Annotated in this window: 15 protein-coding genes; 7 read left to right on the plus strand and 8 right to left on the minus strand. The window is 56.5% G+C overall.

All coding sequences use genetic code 11. From position 1 onward, the window contains the following. The first annotated feature begins 84 nt into the window (after positions 1-84). The 5 genes from KW839_RS01010 (at position 85) to KW839_RS01030 (ending at position 6,504) form a co-directional block, all read left to right on the plus strand. Complete coding sequence (locus KW839_RS01010) at positions 85-1,383, plus strand: exo-alpha-sialidase (RefSeq protein ID WP_218423394.1); 1,299 nt, start codon at positions 85-87, stop codon at positions 1,381-1,383. Beyond that, a complete protein-coding gene (locus KW839_RS01015; protein ID WP_218423103.1) occupies positions 1,380-1,991 on the plus strand; it encodes a hypothetical protein in 612 nt (203 codons plus the stop codon). The genes KW839_RS01010 and KW839_RS01015 overlap by 4 nt, the downstream gene beginning before the upstream one ends. Positions 1,992-2,023: 32 nt before the next feature. Beyond that, positions 2,024-4,057, plus strand: coding sequence for an LTA synthase family protein (locus KW839_RS01020; RefSeq protein ID WP_218423104.1), 2,034 nt, complete (start codon positions 2,024-2,026; stop codon positions 4,055-4,057). Between the two features lie 98 nt (positions 4,058-4,155). Further along, positions 4,156-5,190, plus strand: a complete 1,035-nt coding sequence (locus KW839_RS01025) for a GGDEF domain-containing protein (RefSeq protein ID WP_060542206.1) — start codon at positions 4,156-4,158, stop codon at positions 5,188-5,190. A gap of 138 nt (positions 5,191-5,328) precedes the next feature. Next, positions 5,329-6,504: a PAS domain-containing sensor histidine kinase gene (locus KW839_RS01030; RefSeq protein WP_218423105.1), complete on the plus strand. Its 1,176-nt coding sequence runs from the start codon at positions 5,329-5,331 to the stop codon at positions 6,502-6,504. Positions 6,505-6,517: 13 nt separating this feature from the next. On the opposite strand, the gene KW839_RS01035 is transcribed toward KW839_RS01030, so the two are convergent. The 4 genes from KW839_RS01035 to KW839_RS01050 all read right to left on the minus strand — a co-directional run bounded on the left by KW839_RS01035 (position 6,518) and on the right by KW839_RS01050 (position 11,320). Further along, positions 6,518-9,091, minus strand: coding sequence for an EAL domain-containing protein (locus KW839_RS01035; RefSeq protein WP_218423106.1), 2,574 nt, complete (start codon positions 9,089-9,091; stop codon positions 6,518-6,520). A gap of 436 nt (positions 9,092-9,527) precedes the next feature. Then, complete coding sequence (locus KW839_RS01040) at positions 9,528-10,031, minus strand: hypothetical protein (RefSeq protein ID WP_218423107.1); 504 nt, start codon at positions 10,029-10,031, stop codon at positions 9,528-9,530. A 170-nt stretch (positions 10,032-10,201) separates the two neighbouring features. Then, positions 10,202-10,672 carry an anti-virulence regulator CigR family protein gene (locus KW839_RS01045; protein WP_060542209.1) on the minus strand — a complete coding sequence of 157 codons (471 nt, stop codon included), beginning with the start codon at positions 10,670-10,672 and terminating at the stop codon, positions 10,202-10,204. Between the two features lie 150 nt (positions 10,673-10,822). Continuing rightward, positions 10,823-11,320, minus strand: a complete 498-nt coding sequence (locus KW839_RS01050) for a signal peptidase II (RefSeq protein ID WP_218423395.1) — start codon at positions 11,318-11,320, stop codon at positions 10,823-10,825. Positions 11,321-11,565: 245 nt separating this feature from the next. Between KW839_RS01050 and KW839_RS01055 the strand changes: the two genes are divergently transcribed. Beyond that, positions 11,566-13,692: a TonB-dependent receptor domain-containing protein gene (locus KW839_RS01055; RefSeq protein WP_218423108.1), complete on the plus strand. Its 2,127-nt coding sequence runs from the start codon at positions 11,566-11,568 to the stop codon at positions 13,690-13,692. A gap of 116 nt (positions 13,693-13,808) precedes the next feature. Continuing rightward, positions 13,809-14,651 (plus strand): glutathione-dependent disulfide-bond oxidoreductase, encoded by an 843-nt coding sequence (gene yghU / locus KW839_RS01060; protein ID WP_218423109.1) that lies wholly within the window; start codon positions 13,809-13,811, stop codon positions 14,649-14,651. A gap of 129 nt (positions 14,652-14,780) precedes the next feature. Here the strand turns inward: yghU and KW839_RS01065 are convergent, their stop codons facing one another. The 4 genes from KW839_RS01065 to KW839_RS01080 form a co-directional block, all read right to left on the minus strand. After that, positions 14,781-16,160, minus strand: coding sequence for an OprD family outer membrane porin (locus tag KW839_RS01065; protein WP_218423110.1), 1,380 nt, complete (start codon positions 16,158-16,160; stop codon positions 14,781-14,783). A 238-nt stretch (positions 16,161-16,398) separates the two neighbouring features. Continuing rightward, positions 16,399-17,721 (minus strand): MFS transporter, encoded by a 1,323-nt coding sequence (locus KW839_RS01070; RefSeq protein ID WP_082457560.1) that lies wholly within the window; start codon positions 17,719-17,721, stop codon positions 16,399-16,401. 65 nt (positions 17,722-17,786) lie between these two features. Next, complete coding sequence (locus KW839_RS01075) at positions 17,787-18,854, minus strand: M14 family metallopeptidase (RefSeq protein ID WP_060542215.1); 1,068 nt, start codon at positions 18,852-18,854, stop codon at positions 17,787-17,789. Between the two features lie 14 nt (positions 18,855-18,868). Further along, entirely contained in the window at positions 18,869-19,669 is an 801-nt protein-coding gene (locus tag KW839_RS01080) for a gamma-glutamyl-gamma-aminobutyrate hydrolase family protein (protein WP_218423111.1), read from the minus strand. Between the last annotated feature and the right edge of the window lie 94 nt (positions 19,670-19,763).

The raw sequence follows: 19,763 nt of genomic DNA on the forward strand, positions 1-19,763 counted from the left end.
AATTGAGATCAATTGAGTCGCAATCTTGTACTAGAGTGTTACCGTGGGCGCTTTATTGGGCTAGGAGATGCTAAAGGCTTAATTATGCGCATAAAATTCCCCGGCATTGCTGCCCTTGGCGTTTACCTTGCCTTGGCTTGCCTCTTTGCGGGCGCATGGATCACCCACCCTGCACCCATGCATTCTTCCTTTGCCCGGATCACTCCGGTAAAGACACTGGCAGAAACCGATGCAAAGCCCATTTATACCAGCCGATTCGCCTCCTCCGGGCTGGTGGACTTCGTCCATTCCTCGTCGGTAACGGCCATGCCTGACGGTAGCCTGATGGCGGTCTGGTTCGCCGGCAGTCGCGAAGGCGCAGCCGATGTACAGGTGCGCTCCGCCCGCTTCAACGTCAGCACCGGCGAGTGGGGGGAGGAACAGGTCATGGCGACCCGGGATTCGACCCAGCAAAGCACTCGTAGATACATCCGAAAACTTGGCAACCCGGTCGTCGCATTAGCGCCGGACAATCGCCTGTGGCTGTTCTTCGTCTCCGTATCCATGGGCGGCTGGGCGGGTAGCGCGGTCAATGTGATGGTTTCAGATGACTTTGGTGCGCATTGGTCAGCGCCGCGCCAATTGATCACCTCACCCTTTTTGAACATCAGCACCCTGGTGCGTTCGGCACCGGTGTTTCATGTCGACGGCTCCATCGGCTTGCCTGTCTATCACGAATTTCTGGGCAAATTTGCCGAGTACCTGTATTTGAGCCCGGACGGTGAAGTAATCGATAAATACCGCATCAGCCACGGCAAAAACTCATTGCAACCGGCGATCGTTCCGCTGGATGGTCAGCGCGGTATCGCCTTGTTGCGCTATGCGGGCGACACCCACCATAGAGTCCTGGCGAGCCGCACCGAGGATGCCGGACAAAACTGGAGTGAACCTTATCCGGTCGTGCCCTCGAACCCGAACTCTTCGTTGGCGGCCGTGGCAACGCCCGGTCACGGCTTGCTGGTAGCGCTCAATGACCTGCAGGAGGGCCGCTTCAAGCTGAGCCTGTATCTCACCGATGCAAAAATGATCGATTGGCGCTTCTTGCACGATCTGGACAAATCACCGGATCCTGAAGGCGATCCGTTTTCACCCCTCGCCTACAAGGAAATCATCGGGATTGAGTTCCGCGGTTCCAGCGGCAAGCTGCGCCAACCCCTGGAGGCGCAATTCCTCGCCAACCTCGATAACCGAGTCTGTAAAAATGACGGGTGTGAATTCGAATACGAATACCCGTACTTCATCCGCAGTCCCGACGGGATGTATCACTTGGTTTACTCCTGGAACAACACTTTCATCAAGCACGTTACCTTTAACGATGCCTGGCTGTCCGAGCGTCTCAAATGATCAACCTATGGCAAGCCCACGCCACTTTCGCGATGATCATCTTCCTGCTATTGCCCTCGTTCGGGCTGAACAGGGGCTGGCGCATCACGCTGCTGCTTGCGTTGCTGGCGGCCAGCTTCATACCGCTGGGCGGGTTGTCGCTGGCCGCTTACCTGCGCAGCCACATTGATGACCTTGCGATCACCTCAATGGTGTTCATGGGATGGGGGTGTTTGCGCCGTCTGGGGATGCTGCCCCCGGCGCTGCGTGATCGAACAGGCGTATTGATCCTCTTTGCGGTGATGGCCCTGGTGCTCTACCCCGCTACCCTGGGCTTGAGTGAGCTGGACCCTTACCGGCGTGGTTACAGCCCGCGCCCGCTGTTGTTTATCGTCGCACTGCTCACATTTGTCCTGTTTTACCTGCGCAACTACCTGGCCGTTGTGATGTTGACCTGTGCGACCCTGGCCTTCATCGTCGGGATCAAACCTTCCCACAACTATTGGGATTACCTGGTTGACCCGTTGCTGGGCCTGTATTGCTGCCTGGCACTGCTGATGCTGGCCGCGCGCCGGGCGTATAAAAGGTTGATCACGCGGCGCGAGCCGATGATGACCAAGTCCGTTTGAAACTCACCGAAACTGTTTAATAAGGAAAGATGATGGGTTGGCTGAAATCGAGACGTCTGCATTACTGGCTGGGTGCAACAGCGATCGTGTTTGTTCTGTTTGCACTGCTGCGAGTGGTGTTCTTTTTCGGCTTTTCCGGTTTCGACGCCAAAGCCCTGGGCGACGAAAACGTCCTGCAAACCCTGGGCATCGGTTTTCGTTTCGACTTGCGCCTGGCCATTCTGGTCATGCTGCCAGTGGCGTTGCTGGCCTGGATCCCCCGCTGGAACCTGATTGGCAGCCGCCTCCTTCGCGGCGTCGCCCGCCTGTATCTGGTCGCCATCCTCAGCGCCGTGCTGCTTGTCTACATCATCGACTTTGGCCATTACGCCTACCTCGGCGTGAGGATCAACGCCACGGTGTTGCGCTTTATCGAGGATGCGCAAATATCCCGTGACATGGTCTGGCAAACCTACCCGGTCATCTGGATTTCCCTGGGCTGGCTGGCAACTGTCGCGATCGTGACACTGGCCTTGGTGCGTCTGGAGCGCATCACCCTGGATCGCCCCCGCCAAGCCATTCACCCCCTCTCCGCGACCTGGGGTGGTGCGTTGATGGTCGTGCTGGTGCTGCTGGGTATTCTGGGTCGAGTCGAACACTTGAACTTTGAAAACCCGGTACCGCTGCGCTGGAGCGATGCCTTTTTCTCGGGCAATAACCAGATCGCGGCACTGGGCCTGAACCCGGTGATATTCCTCTACGACACCGTCAAGGTCGGCCAGTCGCGCTATGACGAAGCACTGGTACGCGAACATTACGCGGTCATGGCCAACTATCTGGGTGTCGACCAGCCTGATCCGCAAACCCTCAACTTTGTCCGCCACCAGGGGCCGCAACCCTACAAAATTTCCGCATCGCGGCCACCCAACGTGATGTTCATCATGCTCGAGTCGCTGGGCACCAGCGCCGTCGGCGCCTATGGCAACCCGATCAACCCAACGCCCAATATCGATCGCCTGGCCACCCAAAGCTGGTTCTTCAAGCACTTCTACGTACCGGTGACGGGAACCGCAAAAACCGTCTGGGCCAGCATTAGCGGAGTGCCTGACGTTACCCGACAGGAAACCGCGACGCGTAATCCGCTGATCACCCGACAAAACACGCTGGTCAATGCCTTCACCGGCTACGAGAAGATCTACACCATTGGCGGCAACTCCGGTTGGGCCAACATGAATGCCCTGATCCGGCAAAGCATCGACGGCGTTCGCCTGTTCGACGAGCGGGACTGGAAATCCCCGGTAGTGGATGTCTGGGGGATCTCGGATCTGGACCTGTTCAAGGAAACCGACCAGATCCTGCAAGCGCTGCCCAAGGACAAACCGTTTTTCGCCTATGTACAAACAGCCGGCAACCATCGCCCCTTCACAATTCCAGCGACCAATGACGGATTCGAGGTCAAGCACCCTACCCTGGAGCAAGTCCAGGCGGCAGGCTCGCGCAGTGTCGAGCAATACAATGCCGTGCGTCTGCTGGACTTCAACATCGGACGCCTGATGGAAATCGCCAAGGCCGGCGGCTGGTACGACAACACCATTTTCGTGATGTTTGGCGACCACAACACCCGTATCGCCCAAATCCCTTTCCTGCCGCCGGCCTATGAGTTATTGGGACTGGAAAGCAACGCGGTGCCAATGATCATCCACGCACCCGGCCTGATCGGGACGCGCAAGGTCGAGCAAGCCGTTGGCCTGGTGGATTTGCTGCCGACCGTGGCAGGCATGGCCGGCCTTGAGTTTCGCAACAGCGGCATGGGCCGTGATATCCAGCAGCCCGCGCCCGAAGGCGAACGCGTGGTGCCATTGGTGTTACGTGAAGGCACGTTCCCGCTGATTGCCGGCGTGACGCAACACTACATGGTGCAGATGGAGCACGACGGCAGTGCGCCAAGTCTCCATGACCTGGCCTCCCAGACGCCACTGGACAACGTCGCCGAGCAAAACCCCGAGGAGTTCAAGCGCCTGTCACAACTGACCCGCGCCATGCATGAAACCTCTCGATTGATGCTGTACCAGAATGTGCGCAAGTAATGGCTTTGCCGCGCCTCGGCTTGGAGAAGCCTCGCCCTGTTCAGTATTCGAACGATTAAACGATAATCAAAAAACCGCTTAGCCATGGGGACGCCAAAATGGATCAGATTCTCTCTCTTCTCTCCGATACCATTCCCAAAGCCCAGACCCTGGAGCAACTTACGCGTCCCCTGCTGACCCTTCTCAGCCAGGTCACCGGCATGGAGTCGACCTACCTGACGACCATTGATACCGATGAGGGTGTGCAGCGTATCGAGTTCGCACGCAACGTCGGTGACATGGTGATCCCGGAAGGGTTGGTCGTGCCCTGGACAGATACGCTGTGCAAGCGGGCGCTGGAAGAGAATCGCATGTATTCGGATAACGTTGCCGAATGTTGGGGCGACTCGGAAGCTGCCGCGGCCTTGGGCATCAGAACTTACGTGAGCGCGCCCATCAGGTCCCAGGATGGACAAGTGCTGGGGACTGTATGTGCCGCCAGTTCAAATCAGGTGGCCCGCTCTGCTGAAGTGGAACCCTTGCTGATGCTGCTGTCCGGGTTGCTGGGATATTCCCTTGAACGTGGGCTGCTTGTTGAGCGGCTTCAGGCGGCCAACGCCGAGTTGACCAAGCTGGCCCTGACAGATCCACTCACCGGCCTGTCCAACCGCCGTGCCATTCTGAACGATGCCGAGCGCATGTTCGCCCTCGCCCAGCGGGAGAACAAGTACATCCTGATGGGGGTCATCGATCTGGATGGGTTCAAGATAATCAACGACACCCGCGGCCACTTGGCAGGAGACGAGCTACTACGCGGTGTGGCCGCCCAACTGCAGCATGGCCTTAGAACCAGCGACGTCATCGGACGCACTGGCGGTGATGAATTCATCGTGATCGCCCTGGGCACACCCGCTGACCACTCGGAACTGGAAAGTGACCGGCGACATGCCGCCGAACTGCTACAGGAGCGCCTGTCCAAAGCGACGATAGGGCGATATGAGCTGGGCCATGGTCTTGGTGATATTGAATATACCGGCGCGAGTGTCGGGGTCGTGGCAGTGATACCGGGCAACATGACGGTGGACGAGGCCACAAAGCTGGCAGACCGCGAGATGTATAACGTCAAACAGCAGCGAAACCGTCAACGGAAGTAGCAAAGCCGAAGGTCATTTGTCATCAGTGAAACCTGGATAAAGGACGCCAATTGCACGTTATGGCCAAGTATTAAGGCTGCTTGTACAGGTGGGGGCTATAATTTTGAAATATCGCCATCCCATTGTTCTGTGATCCCTATGCCGGAAGATTACGAGTCGAAACCCGGTTCTGAAGTTCTCTTCGACGAAGCTGAATGTGGCGTGCTGCTTACCGCAGAAAATGGCCAGATCGCCCAGGTCAACCTGACTTTCTGCCGCTGGTTAGGCTACCGGCGAGAAGAGTTGCTCGGCCGGCACATTCAGGACCTGATGAGCATGGAGGGAAGGACATTTCATAAGACGTACTGGGCGCCCCTGATGCAGATACAGGGCGTGGTTGCTGACGTAAAGTTCGATCTGACCCACTACAACGGACATTCCATGGCGATGATGCTCAGCGCCATCGCGTGTGAGCATTCTCAAGGCATATTTCATGAGATGACGTTGTTCAAAGCCGCGGACAGGCAAAGATACGAACGCGAGCTGCTCAATGCCCGAATGCTTGCCGAAAGACATCTGGCCAAGCACCTCAAGGACCAGCGCGTACTGGATCTGACCCAGGATAAATTGCGCATCACCTATGCGGCGGCTGAGGACAGAGCCCTGTTCGCCGAGCAACTCATCGGGATTGTCAGCCATGACCTGCGCAACCCCTTGTCGGCCATAAAAATGGCGACGGAACTGTTGGGTCGCCGGGAGCTGGATGCCAAGCAAGTGCAAATACTGGGACACATCAGCCATTCGGCCGATCGCGCTCAGCGTCTGGTTGCCGACCTGCTGGATTTTACCTTGACGCAGGTTGGCCGAGGTATTGCCGTCGTACCCAAACCAGTCGATTTACACGAATTGGTGGCTGACTGCCTGGAGGAGTTGAGCCTGGCTTTTCCCGGGCATAAGTTGACCCATCTGCGCCATGGGCAAGGCGCCTTTACTGCCGACAGTGATCGACTCTACCAGCTCATTGGCAACCTGGTCGCCAACGCATTTGCCTACGGCGCCAGCGAGAGTGAAGTCACCGTGTCCACTGCCTTTGAAGATCAAGCGCTGGTTATCACCGTGCACAATTTCGGCACGCCGATACCCAAGGTATTACTCAGGGATTTGTTTGAGCCGATGATCCGTGGCAGTCATGACAATGCAGAACTCAGAAGTGTCGGGTTGGGCCTGTTCATTGTTTGGGAGATCGCAAGAGCGCACCACGGTGATGTGGTCGTAGACTCTTCTCTCGCAGCCGGTACAACGTTCACGGCAACCTTTCCTCGCACCCTTGACTGACGTTGTACGCAGTTTATGCCTTCTGTATTTCGCCGACGCCTGCCAAGGCGTCGAACGCATCGCTATCCAGCGGCCGGCTGAGGAAATAGCCCTGACCTTCGTCACAGGAAACCGTTTTGAGCAAACTCAATTGTTCGGCCGTTTCAATGCCTTCTGCCGTCACCGTCAGCGCCAAGGCGCGCCCCAAGCCCACGATAGCCTGGATGATGGCCCTGTCGTCCTCGCTTTGATCGAGCCGGCTCAAAAAGCTGCGGTCTATTTTCAGGCCATCGAAAGGAAACGCGCGCAGATAGCTCAACGAGGAGTATCCCGTTCCGAAATCATCCATGGCGATGCGTACGCCGAGGCGTTTGAGGGTACGCATCAGATCCAGGGCGCCAGTGGCGTCTTCGAGCATCACGCTTTCAATAACTTCCAGCTCTACCCGGGCGGGGTCGATGGCCGAGTCCACCAGTGCTTTCTGAATACGCTCGACCAGATCGCCGCGCTTGAATTCGGTAGGTGACAGGTTGACCGACACGAACAGGTTTTGCGGCCAGCGCGAAGCGCAATCGCAGGCGGTATTGATCACCCAGTTGCTCAAGGAAAGTATCAGCCCGGATTCTTCGGCAATCGGGATAAAAGTGTCGGGAGGTATCAGGCCCCGCTCAGGGTGCTGCCAGCGTACCAGCGCTTCGGCACCCACCATGCGACCGTCAGCGATACGGTAGCGCGGCTGGAAGTGCAGGCGCAGCTGTCCGTCCTTGATCGCGAAACGCAGGTCGTTTTCCAGGCGGCGGCGCTCGATGATCCTGGTGTTCATATCGCCTGCATAGAAGCGCCAGGTGTTACGGCCGGCCGACTTGGCCTCGTACAGTGCAATATCGGCATAGCGCAGTAATTCCGCCGCCTCGCAAGCATCATTCGGCGCCATCGCGATGCCAATGCTTGCGCTGACAAACACTTGCTGCTGATCAATCTCTATCGGCCGTTCAACCGACTCGATCAGGCGACGGCACAGTGCCTCGACCTCATCCTGGGAACTCACGTCTGTGAGTATCAGGACAAACTCGTCCCCGCCAACCCGGGCCACAAGGTCGCCGTGACGCACGCACTCGGCCAGGCGACTCGACACTTCATTGAGCACCAGATCCCCCGCGGCATGTCCGAGCAAATCATTGACCGGTTTAAAACGATCGAGGTCCAGGCAGAGCATGACCAGAGGTTGTTCCGGCGTCGGCAAGGCCTTGAGTTTACCGTCGAGAAACTCCTGCAGACGTGTTCTGTTGGGCAGTCCGGTCAGGGCATCATGCTGGGAGAGAAATTCAATACGCCGACGGGCTTCGACTTCCTCGGTGACATCCGTTGCGGTACCTCGAAAGCCTGTGTCTGACATATTCCTGGCCGAGATACGCGTGATTCGTTCGCGGCCTGCGCTATCAATGTAGCGGCACTGCAGGCTGATATCCTGGCGGCGATTGGGAATGCTCAGCCACTGAGTTAATGACCCAGGTTCCGTGCCTAGCAAATCATCGATTGGCGCCCCTATCCAGGCGATCCTGGAGAGCCCGGTCACATCGTCAAATCGATCGGATAAATAGGTGAAACGACCCTGGGCATCTATTTCCCATACCCAGTCCGAGATGGCTTCAACGACGTCTCGAAAGCGCGCTTCGCTGATGGCCAGGGCGTCCTGACTGCGATGCAGCGATGTGTAACTGGCGTCCAGGGCAAGCGCGCTGGCGGTTGTGCGGCGCAAGATGGCCCAGGTCATCAGGCACACCAGCAGCGCGGCGATGCCAATCAACGGCAAGCCTACCCCCAGCAACCGCAGCCCGGGGCGGGAAGGACTCCAACGCAGACTGCCGGCTGCTCCGTTCTCACCCAGGGGCAGGAAATACGTCGCATCCCTTTCCTCAGGCGTGCCAACGTGCAGGCCGTCTACACCGAAATCCTGGCCCATCACCTGGAGTTTGGCGCTGTCGAGAAAGTCTACGAAAATCAGCACCGACGCTGGCCTGGCATCAGCCTCCACTGTCGGGTCGGTTCCGGGGGTAATGGCTGCAGCCGCCACCAGGGCGGGTACACCTGCAATATCGATGAAGGCGGTTATCGGTGTTTCTGCTTGCTCTCCTTCCCGAGCCTTCTCGAGAATCGGTGCAATGGACTGTTTGAGCCAGTCTGCGGCTGCAACACTGCTCAACTTGCCCTCGACCACCGAGTACACGGTGCGATTGTCATCGCTGACGACAAACACTCCCCGAAATCCAAAGTCAGGATAGAGCGAAGGCCCCAGGTTCTGTCGTACATAGGCCCAGTCAGGGTCAACCTGAACATGCAGGTACTTGTAGGTTTCACCCCAGAACGCGTAATCCTTGACGGTCGCGCGCACTGATTTTTCCAACGATTGCACAGCCTTTTTTGTGTAGAAGGCGCTTTCGACCTGTTCGGTATGGTCCAGGTCATTGGCCAGATAAACCAGTGAGCCGCTGGCTAGCACGAACACGCCAGCCAGTAACCCGAGAAACTTGAAGAGTGAGGCCCTTGCCAGCGACACACTTGAACGATTGGAGAGGGAGTTTTCAATAGAGGCGAAACTGTTCGGCATAATTTCCCGCAAGTCGTTGTGGCGAGTCGGATGTACAGCATGCAATCGGCTGCGTTAGCGGAAACATGAATAAGTTCATTTTTCCCTGACCGTGCATAACCCTCTGGCAAAGGTTAGACGAGGATTGCGCTTCCCACTCTAGGCATGAGAGAAATTTATGCTGGATATGAACAGTGACTGAAAGCGATTACAAACGGAGTGCTCTAACTGACGGCTGCAACTTGTGCGCAAGTATCAGAAGACGGGAGATGAAACGAGCTGTGCACCGTAATGGCGCCCTACCTTTGCCCGATTTTCTCCGGTAGTGCCTGACCTGCTGGGCAAGACAGGCACCAGATCTTCGGGAGGTCCGATTACGAAGCACCTGAAGAAGATCGAACTGAACTCAGGCCTGGGTCAGGCCTGAGTTCAGTTTTTTGTACTTTGCCATCAGCTGTTATGGATAGCTGGTACGACTTTTAGAGACTGGCGTTCCGGCTTTGCTCAACCCCTTGGAGTTGTGATCTCCTGGCGTCGAGGCAGCAATAGCACTGGCTTTGCTCACGCCGCGAGTATCTTTGGAGTGTGCGATGCCCGAAGTCGTTGTGCCATGGCCGCGGTCACTGTTGCGTTCACTGCCGTAGTGATTCCCGCTTTCACCATGATCGCGAACGGCCTTGCCCGCATGATCACTGCTCAGTCCGTTGCCTCGACCGTTACTGTCAGCCTTGCCGGAGTGGCCTGAACCGCTATGGCCGCCGCCTGCGCCGCTGCCGTGGCCACCGCCAACGCCACCGCCGTGACCGCCCCCACCGCCGCCGCCACCACCACCACCACCACCACCACCATCCTTGGCAGAGGCAGAGCTCATGATGGACAGATCAGCAGGTAGTAGTGGAGCGGCTGCAAGCATCAGGGTGCACGACAATACTGCAACGAAACTCTTGTTATATAAAAGCATGATAGCTTCCATGGGTTGATATCTCATACCATAAGACTCACCAAGTCCCGGCTAGTTCAGGTCTGGCGACAGATGGAATGCAATGCACCCTGCCCCGATAAACAAGTTGCAAAAGAGGCAAACAAGGATGGTGTTTAATAGTTGAGCTGTTCGCATTCGCAATTCAAATATTAATCAAAGGCACCATTGAGAACTTCGTAAATGAGCCCGGTGGCCAGCGCTACCAGTATCAGGTCGGTGCCCGCCTGCTGCCATTCGTAGCCCTCATAACGAGGCAAGGTGCCGATCAGGCGACCGTCCAGTTTTTTCGCGATACCTGGTGGAAGAGGTTTGCCTCGCGCGAGGTTTTTTTGAATACCCGGTGGCAATGCCGGGCCGGGGCTCCAGTAGTCCCGATGGGTGCCGACAATCCCCAGGATGCTGCCGTGATTGATGCTGGGACCATGACTCCAATCACTGTCCCCGGAGTTCTTGCCGCTGTTGCCCTGACCGCCCTGATTGCCATGAGCCTGGCTGTTGTGCGGATGCGCCTTGCCGTTTCCCTGGCCCTTTCCATTACCTTGATCAGCTAATGCAGTCGCTGAACCACAGACTAGCGCAAGGCTTGTAACAGCTGCGATCAATGCGCGAGATTTGAACATGGGTCGTTCCTTCATCGTGGTGAGTGATTACTATGCATTTTAGACGCAAGCGATGATATCGGCTGGATATCCCCCACCCGCTACCTCTCATGGACTGGAGCGTGGTCAGACGGCAAAGTGATCGCGGGCATCTGAGCAGGAGCGCTTTTGTTACTTGCGCCTGGCTGCTCTCAGCTCATCCAATAGCAACACACCGGCCCCTGCCATAATGGCGATGTCAGCAATATTGAACACACCGGTGTGCAAGGGTCCGAGGTTGAGGATCAGGTAGTCGACCACGTGCCCCTCACGAAACACCCGATCGATCAGATTGGATGCACCACCCAGCGCAATCAAATAGACGGCTGCCGCCCTGACAGGAACCGTCGCCCAACGTGCCAACGCCCACCCGGTAGCCCAGACAACAACGACGGCCACGCCGACAATAAAGATCATCTGTTTAACCCCGGGTGCCAACCCCGCACCCAGGCTCAGAAAGGCGCCCGGGTTCAAGCTCAAGGCGATATCCAGCCAGGCGAAGCTGCCGCCAATCCTGAAACTGTCAGATTGCAGGGAAACCAGTGCCTGTACCTTTACCCACTGCTCCACAGCAATGAATCCCAGGCCAAGCAGAACCGCAAAAAGCCGACTTCTCATTACCGCTTCCATGAACAGTCCTTTTATCCATTCATAACCAGTACGCAACGGTGGCCGCCTTGTTCGGCAGCGGCGGCAAAATAGCCCAGCCTGCTTGCCAGGTCTACCGCCAGAAGTTTTGCCAGCCACGCAGGTTTTGGTCAATCGCAACGTCGGCCGGCACCTGCACACAAAAAAAGACAAATCGCCATGTGTTTCCTTGGTATTTTCCTGCGTCGCACTTTTCACTGCCCGTTCCCGTACGTTTGGAGTCCTTGATGCCCTCGCCTAAATCCCTGCCCGCTGCTCTGCTGGGCCTGGCCCTTGTTTATCCGGCCATGGCTGGCGCTGAAGGCCTGGAGCTGGGGCAAGTGCTGATTGGTGCAGAGGATCTGAGCGACGAAGACCAGCAGATCGAGGACGCCAGAGCCCGGCTTGCGCAGGTGCCTGGTGGCACCAATGTGGTCGACATGCGCCGTCCCTTGCAGGGTCGCGTGGCCAGCAACCAGGATGTGCTGGCTTACCAGCCCGGCGTTTACGCCCAGTCGGCGGGTAATGAGGGCGTGAAAATCTCGATCCGCGGTTCGGGTATCAACCGGGCCCCGGGTGCCCATGCCTCGGGCCTGTACACCATGCTCGACGGTCTGCCGCTGACTGGCCCGGGCGGTACGCCCTATGAGTTGCTGGAGCCGCTGTGGCTCGAGCGCGTGGAAGTGCTGCGCGGCGCCAACGGTTTTGACAGGGGCGCCCTGAGTTTGGGTGGAGCCATCGACTACATCAGCCACACGGGCTACGACTCGGCAAAGTTGCAAGTGCGCTACGCGATGGGCAGCCACGGCTATCAGCAGCGCCAGATCAGCTCCGGGCAGGTGCTGGGCGACTTCGATTATTACCTGGCCATGACCGATGCAAATTCCGATGGCTACCAGGACCACACCGCCAGTGAGAGCCAGGGGGTGATCGCCAACTTCGGCTATCGTTTCAACCCGAACCTTGAGACACGCTTCTACCTGCGCCATCGCCAGACCGACAATGACCTCGCCGGACGGGTGACCAAGCGCTCAATCGAACACGACCCAAAGGCGGCCAACCCCGCCTACGTGGCGCGGGACGACAGCCGCGACCAGCCCGGCAGCACTTTTATCGGCAACAAGACCACCTACTACGTCGATGACGATTCCAGTATCCAGACCGGCCTTGTCTACCATGACTACCCAATGGATTTACGCGAAGGTCCCAACCGTCTGAAGGTGGCGTACACAGACGTCAGCGGCACCTTCGACTACAAACGGCGCGACACGCTCTGGGGTTTGCAAAGCCAGAGCTCTGCGGGCCTGCGAGTGACGAAACACCTGCCCAATTCCGGCGCCAGCGAGTTCGTGCGCATCCCCACCGGCAATACCGCAGGCTATGCGCCGGGCACGCTCATGCGCAACTTCACCTACCAGGGCTCGGACACGGTCCTGCATGTAGGCAATGACCTGGAGATCGCCGACGACCTGTGGCTGACCACTGGCCTGGCGGCTATCTACACCCGCCGTGAAAGTGATGTGACCTATCCGCAGAGTGGCGGCAAGACCAGCCTGCACGACTGGGACTACGCCCCGCGCGTAGGCCTGCGCTACCAACTGACACCAGACCTGCAATTGTTCGGCAATCTCAGTCGTTCGGTGGAGGCGCCGCACCCCTGGTCGCTGATCTACAGCTCCCACCTGCGCTTCCCCGCAGGCAGCGGACCCGCCACGGGCGCCCAGCGCCAACCGGTTGAACTGCAAAACCAGACGGCTACCACTCTGGAGCTTGGCGGCCGGGGCGACAGCACGCTGGGACAATGGAGCCTGGCCTGGTACTACGCCCAAGTGCGGCACGAATTGCTCTCGGTATTGCCAGACGCCAACGCCACGACGCCCTATGAGCTCAACGCCAGCCCCACCGTGCACCAAGGTGTGGAAGCCAGCCTGCTGAGCAGCCTGTGGTCGGCGGGTGATGGCGGCCAACTGAGCCTGCGTCAGAGCTACACCTTCAGCGACTTCCACTACCGTGACGACGAGCGCTTTGGCGACAACCGCCTGCCCGGCCTGCCGATGCATTACTACCAGGGCGAACTGCGTTACGACTGGCCCCAGGGCTTCTTCGCCGGGATCAATACGCAGTGGGTCTCCAAAGTGGCCGTCGATTACGCCAACAGCTACTACGCCGACCCCTACGCGATATTCGGCGCGACCTTGGGCTATAACGCACCCAAGGGTGACTGGCAGACCTGGCTGGACATGCGCAACCTGACGGACAAGCACTACGCTGCCACGGTCACGCCAGGCTACGACGATAAAGGGCTGGACGCGGCAAGGTCGACACCGGGTGAGGGGCTGGCCATGTATGTCGGGGTGTCTTGGAGCCTGCGTTGAAGCGCGCCGGGGTCAGCCAGGACTCGTAGAGCGGCACTGGCAATCCATTGGCCGAGCACTATCGTTGACCTGTATGGTCTATGGGATCACTACCGGCAAACGACAGGGTTCGTCTCATGAGCAAAGCGTCCTACAGTCCTCCCAGGGTCTGGAAACATATCGCTGCGTCTGGCGGCCAGTTCGCCAGCATCAACCGGCCAACGGCCGGACCGACCCACGACAAATCATTGCCGCTGGGCACGCATCCGTTGCAGCTTTATTCCCTGGCCACTCCCAACGGCGTGAAGGTGACCATCCTGCTGGAGGAGCTGTTGGCGCTTGGTCATAGGGGAGCGGAATACGACGCCTGGCTGATCCGCATCAGCGAGGGAGAACAGTTCTCCAGCGGCTTTGTCGAGATCAATCCGAACTCGAAGATCCCGGCATTGCTGGACCGCAGTACGGAACCGGCCACCCGCGTATTCGAGTCCGGCTCGATCCTGCTGTATCTGGCGGAAAAATTCGCGGCGTTTCTTCCCACCGATCTGGCAGGACGCACCGAAACCCTGAACTGGCTGTTCTGGCAAATGGGCGCGGCGCCTTATCTGGGTGGCGGCTTCGGGCATTTTTATGCCTATGCGCCAGAGAAGCTCGAGTACCCGATCAACCGCTTCACCATGGAAACCAAGCGTCAGCTGGACGTCCTCGATCGACGCCTGGCCGAGAGTCCGTACCTGGCCGGTGACAGCTATACCATCGCCGACATCGCAGTCTGGCCCTGGTACGGCCAACTGGTGCGAGACAACGTGTACTCGGCAGCCGAGTTTCTTTCAGCACACCAATACACCCACGTGCAGCGCTGGGCAGAAGAAATCGCCAAGCGGCCTGCGGTGATTCGCGGGCAGCGAGTCAACCGGACCTGGGGCGATGAGGCGAGCCAGGTGCCGGAACGGCATCGGGCCGAGGATCTGGAGGGATAACCGAGTACCCCCCTTTCCAACACGTAGCTGGAAGGGGGTGGTTTCGCTCAGGACGTTGCTATATGTGATTCACTTGCGCCGTCTGCAATACTGACGACAGAGGGTAAACCTGCGCCTTGGCATAATGATTCAAAACACATTGAACGGAATCATTGTAACCATGCGGAATTCCTTGACACTGCCATCGATCTCATTAGGCGTGGCGCGATGCGCTACATAACCTGCCTGAAAAGTACTGCTTTTCAGTGCGCCACTCTGAACAGTGTATGAAGTCAAAAGGCCTGACTCCTGATGCTTTTCACCGTCCAGTTTTCTCGCATTGTAGCTGCTGCCCTGATAGTGAGTACCATCAATGCCCCAGCCACGCACGTTATACAAATAAAGTGTGAAGCCCGGCAGACCGTAGGGGGCAGTGTCCAGGAGATAGGCAAGCTGCACAGACTTTTCATTAGGCCCGTTATAATTGGACAAGAATGAGTTGGCCAGCGCCGTGCCCTTGCTTTCATGGATATAATCAAAGTATTCGTTACCATTGATCTGCTGCCACGCAAATAGCAAACCATGGGCACCGTGACTCATCTTCAACGACAAACTGTAAGCATCATTGTCGATGGGGCCCATTTTCGCCGAGCCCTGATCTGTGGTCTTGTAGTAGTTAAACGATGTATTCAAAGCCAGTGTGGCGCGATCTCCAGCACTGTGCGCAACGCCGAAATAGTATTGATTCCAGAAATCTTCAACCTGGGTCGAATAAACGCTGGTTTTAAGACTTTTGGTTGGCGTGTAAGTAGCCCCCGCAATGTAGGCCTCGTCGCTCGACACACCGCGATTACCGTATTCGGATACGATTTTCGTGGTGCTTTGCTCCGAGCGCGGAGACACCTTATCAAACGCACCCAGATCGAAACTCAAATTATTGAATTCAGCACTGTTCAGATTCACACCTTCGAAACTCGAAGGCAGTGCTCTGTTGGTGTTGTTGGCAATCATCGGCGTCAGCATATCCTGGCGGCCAACAGTCAACGTCGAGTTCGATACTCGCGCCTTGACGTTTGCCAGTCCCAGTTTACTCCACTGATCCACCGCATTGCCGTCACTGTCGGTCAGCGTACGATTGCCACCACCTGCAATGCGCCCCTTGCCCTGTTCCAGAGCAATGGCGTTGTAGACAGCCATTTCAACGCCAAGACCAAACGCACCTTGAGTAAACCCGGAGCGATAGTCCAGGATCGTGCCCTGCACCCAGGTATCACGACGATCCGTCGTCTGCGGTGGACTACCATTTTTCTTGATGAAAAAGGTAGTTTCACGGTCGGTTTGTTCCTTGGACAGGAAATTTTTGGTTGAGCCCGACAACGACTGCCCGGCAATAAGGCCGGTGGCTTCGTCCTGGGCACTGCTGGATTTGAGCTGGGTGGCGATAAAATCCTGGTTGGCATTTTCAGCCAGGGCCGCTGGTGCCGCTACGAGGAAGAGCAAAGGTAAAACGGTACGCTGTATATAAATCATTTTTACCACCTAACGTTTTTATTATTAGATCAGGAATCAGGAAGTACAATTTTTTCAATAAAACCAATTACGCCCGACACCCTGCAACTGGCACCAGGTTTTCCAGAAGACAAAACAAACATGCCAGATCAATGAGTTGAGCAATCTGTAACCCACAGCAAACCCATGCCTGTATGCAGACAAAAAACAGACAAACATGGAACTGCATCGTATTTGTTGTTCAACTACTCATGTCGAATTACTTTCGAACATCTATATTTTTTGACTCAGGCAGGAACAGCATGGCAAGCAAACTCACAACACTTATTGCAGCCAAATACCATGCCGGCGCCATTGGGCTGTTGGTCACGGCAATCAGCCAGGTCACGATAAACTGAGTGGTGCCGCCAAATATGGCTGTGCCCAGTGCATAAACCAGAGACAAACCCGTACTGCGCACTGCGATCGGCAACAATTCCGGAATTTGCACAAGCCCGGCGGTAGCGAACATTGCAGTCAGAGCGGCAATGACGGTATTTACCGTAAAGAGCGTGACCAAATCAGGCGCATTCACCAGCCACATGAAGAGAGGAACAATGGCAAGCGTCAAAATAACCCGGGGAATGAAGTTGGTAATCCTTCTACCAAGGCGGTCGCTGAGCAAACCGCCCAACAGTGCAAAAACAAATGTAACCACACCGCCAACCAGAACACTTCCTTGGGCGATCGGCGCCGACAGCTTGAGGACTTGCACAGCGTAACTGACCATGTAGTTGCCGATCTGCGACGCAACGCCAATAGACGCGAACAACAGAATACCCAGCACCAGTACTTTTTTATGATCGCGCAGCACGACGCCAACGATTTCAGTGCTGGTGCGCTCTTGCGCAGCCTCATGGGTTTCCGGTAACTCTCTACGCATGTAGATAACGATAGGAATCAGTACAAGGCTAAGGAGGAATGGGACGCGCCATCCCCAGGATTGCAGCTGTTCTGCACTCAACCACAGGGACAGGGTAACGCCCAGAACCCCACCCACTGCAACAGCGATCCCCTGACTTGCTATCTGCCAGCTGGAATAAAACCCACGGCGATGAGGCGGAGCTGCCTCAATCAGAAGCGACGTCGCAGGCCCCACTTCACCGCCAAGCGCCAAACCCTGTATCAAGCGACAAATAACGACAATGATCGGTGCGGCAACCCCGATCGACTGATAACTGGGGGTCATCGCCAGACCAATCGTACCAATCGTAATCAGTGCCACAGTGAGAATCATGGCAGGTTTACGCCCTGCCCGATCGGCGTATGCGCCAATCAGAATGCCGCCCAATGGGCGTGCAAAGAAACCAACGCCAAAAGTTGCAACAGCGGCCATCAAGCTGCCGTACTCGCCAGCTACCGGAAAAAACGCTTTGCCGATGTAAACAGCAAAATAGGCATAAATGACAAAATCATAAAACTCAAGAGCATTGCCAGCGACAGCCGCCGCAATCGCTTTTTTATTGATGCTTGCATGACCCACGGCGGTGTCAGTGCCTGAACAGCTCGCGTTGACCGTTTGGGATATTGTTGGATTATTCATATTATAATCATCAGGATAGTTAAAGTTTACAATCAACTGGCACTCTGACTGACGCAGTCAAAATTCTAGACTGCGAGTCCATTAAGGGCCTGTACGACTGCCTGTTCCGCCTGCTGCCAAACCTTTAGCTGCCACTCGGACTCGTCCGGGTAGAAGGTGTCCTTGAGATGACTTGCTATCGCTGATCCCTGTGCTGTCATGCGCATTTCATGACGGTGAGCCCAATGATCGGCCCGAAGTGCAGTAATCACTCGTTCCAGAGGGTAGGTTCCGTACTCAAGACAAATGCCGATGTGTTTGGCGTTCATACACTCTTGAACGATTGCGGTCTGTATCGGGCCACTCATCGGTACACTGGTGGAAGTGCCTGTGTGTACATTGGTCAGTTCGCCCCACCAATCCTGTGCCATGCTGAAAATGCCATGATCATGACCGGCGAATATTTTTTCACCGTAACCATAGGGCCCGAGCCCGGTATGAATATCAATTGAAGCAATTACCTTTGTTTGCCCGGTGTACTTGCGCAGGATTTCTCTAAAGGTATCGTTGCTCCAGGTGGGCGCCTTGCCACCAAACCACATGCCATTTTCAGATGTGTATTGTCCTATGGACATGGCCTTTTGCAGGGCCTTGTCACCATGTTCCAGGCGATAGGTCTCTAATACTTCATCGCTCTCGGGCGGCCACTTGTGCGGAAGCAGGGCGTCATGAATCTGTTCGTAACCCGGGTTCTGCGGCAGGTTGGAACCAAAGTCGATAAAATTTCGATTCAGGTCGACGTTTTCCTGCGTTACGCGGCGCAGGTGCGAGAATCCAAACGGATTGATAGCGTGTACATACAGCACAGCCGTATCGTCAGGTTTTGGCAGTTCCAGCCTCAGCAAACCGGTTTGCACGGCCGAGCCGGTAAACCCTTCGACACCATGAACGCCACTGATGACCATAAGCATTCTGGAGGCGTCCAGCGGACCATCGACCACCACATCGGTGGCGAGCGCCTCACCCTCTGCACCTTTGAGTTGCAGTTCATAACTTTCGACCGCCAGGCCTCTAGAATGCGCAGCGCTCAGGAATTTTTCCCGCGATTGCGCGTAGGTCCGACTGAATAGTTGAGTTATTGTTTTGGTGTTCATTGGAATCTCGTTTTTCACTGACTTGCCTTGCACGATTGCGCGCGAATAATTGCTCGCTGTCGGCATGCAGCCCCAAAGGCCTCGAATATCCCTCGAGCCAGGTCGCTGTCCTCTACTCGCATCTCCGGATGCCACTGCACAGCCAAAGCAAAACCGGGTGCGCCTTCTACCGAGAAAGCTTCAATCAACCCGTCCGGGGCAATCGCTTCAACCTTCAATCCTTGGCCTAATCTCTCTACGCCCTGGTGGTGCAGCGAATTCACCAGCACGTATTTTTCGGCACTTAGCACTGACAAAATTCCGCCAGAGATGATCTCGATCGAATGACAGTCCTCATACCAATCCTTGATGGGTCGGGTCTGATCACCCTCCCGATGGTCGATGGCCCCGGGTCTCTCGTGAACCGCGGCATTCAAGGTTCCCCCCCAGGCCACGTTCATTTCCTGAAACCCGCGGCAAATCCCCAGCACCGGGACACCCTCTGCAACGAGCATTTTGATCAGGGGTAAAACCGTCGCATCGCGGTCCAGGTCAAGCATTGCCCCCGGCGCAATCGATGTCTGTCCATATTGATGCGGGGAAACATTCGACGGGCTTCCCGTCAGCACGACGCCATCTACATGGGCGATCAAACTGGCGATATCGATTGCCGCTTCGTCAGCAGGCAGCGCCAGGGCCATCCCACCGGATACCGATACCACCGCATCCACGTAGCCGTGCAATAGGGCATGTGCTTGATGACCGTAACGCTCCACGCGGTCGGCGGCGATAGCTACCAGTGGCTTGACTGGCGAGAGGGGCAATGCGTTGGTCATGAATTTGTACTTGTATTTGTGTGTATGACCCGAGTGTAGGAGTCAGCTTTATTTAGGTAAATTGCAATTATCCGCTTAATATCTTGCAGATATT

Source organism: Pseudomonas sp. PDM31 (genome assembly GCF_019218965.1).
GTDB lineage: Bacteria > Pseudomonadota > Gammaproteobacteria > Pseudomonadales > Pseudomonadaceae > Aquipseudomonas.